Source organism: Acidovorax sp. KPB24-07 (assembly GCF_057543315.1).
In genome coordinates, this window is sequence record NZ_BAAJYS010000696.1 from 1 (window position 1) to 1,177 (window position 1,177).

Below are 1,177 nucleotides of genomic sequence, written 5' to 3' on the forward strand. Positions count from 1 at the left end.
CTCGATCAGGGCCAGCTCGCGCGCGTGCCGCACCGCCAGCCGCACATGGCCGCTGGCGGTGAACTTGATGGCGTTGCCGATGAGGTTGATGAGGATCTGGCGCACGCGCTTGTCGTCGCCGCGCACCCACTCGGGCCAGGTGCCCTGCGGCTCGAAGCGGAACGCCAGCCCCTTGGCGCGCGCCTGCGGCTCGAACATGTCGCACATCTCGTGCAGGCAGTCGGCAAAGCGCATGGGGCGCACCTGCAGCGTGAGCTTGCCGCTTTCGATGCGGGCGATGTCCAGCGTGCCCTCGATGAGCGACAGCAAATGCTCGCCGCCGCGGCGGATCACGCTCACGGCCTGCTGGCGGTGCGGCGGCACGGCGGCGTCCTCGCCCATGAGCTGGGCATAGCCCAGGATGCTGTTGAGCGGCGTGCGCAGTTCGTGGCTGATGGCGCTGATGTAGCGGCTCTTGGCCTGGTTGGCCTGGTCGGCCAGCAGCCGGGCGCCCTCGGCCTCCTCGCGCGCTTCCTCGGCCACGCCGCGCGCCTGCTCGGCCTGCGAGCGCGCGTGCTCGGCGATGCGGCGGGCCTCCTGCAGGGCCTGGTCGGTCTGGCGGTGCAGGTGGATCTCGCGCTGCAGCAGGTGGGTCTGGCGGTTGGATTCCTCCTGCGCGACCTTGCGGCTCTTGTGCGCCAGCACCAGCCACCAGGCCACGATGCCCGAGATGACCAGCAGCGCCAGATAGGCCTTGAGCAGCCCCGAGCGCAGCGCGGCATGCGTGCCCGGCACGGCGGCGGTGCCCGGGCCGCTGTCGGGCGCCAGGGGGGTGAGCGTCTGCAGCTCCTGGTGGTAGAACAGCCCGAACACCGCGGCCAGCAGCGGGGCGATCACCAGCATCAGCAGCAGGAAGTGGCCCAGGCCCGTGTCGAGCATGCGCCACACCCGCCGCGGCAGCACCCAGCGCAGGGCCGCGCTCCACTGCACGGCCAGGTGCGCGTGGGGCTTGCACATGTCGCCGCAGCGCGCATCCAGCGTGCAGCACAGCGAGCAGATGGTGCCGCGGTAGGCGGGGCATTGCGCCATGTCGGGCGCCTCGTACTCGCGCTCGCACACCACGCAGCGCTGCACCGCCCAGGCCCCGGGCGTGCCCACGGCCGGCGCCTGGGCACCGGCGGGCCGGGCCAGGTAGTAG

1 protein-coding gene is annotated in these 1,177 nt (G+C 72.4%); it reads right to left on the reverse strand.

Annotated elements, in window-relative coordinates:
• Positions 1-1,177 (reverse strand): sensor histidine kinase (locus AC27IQ_RS25070; RefSeq protein WP_487091232.1); only part of this gene is annotated, 1,177 nt, incomplete at both ends.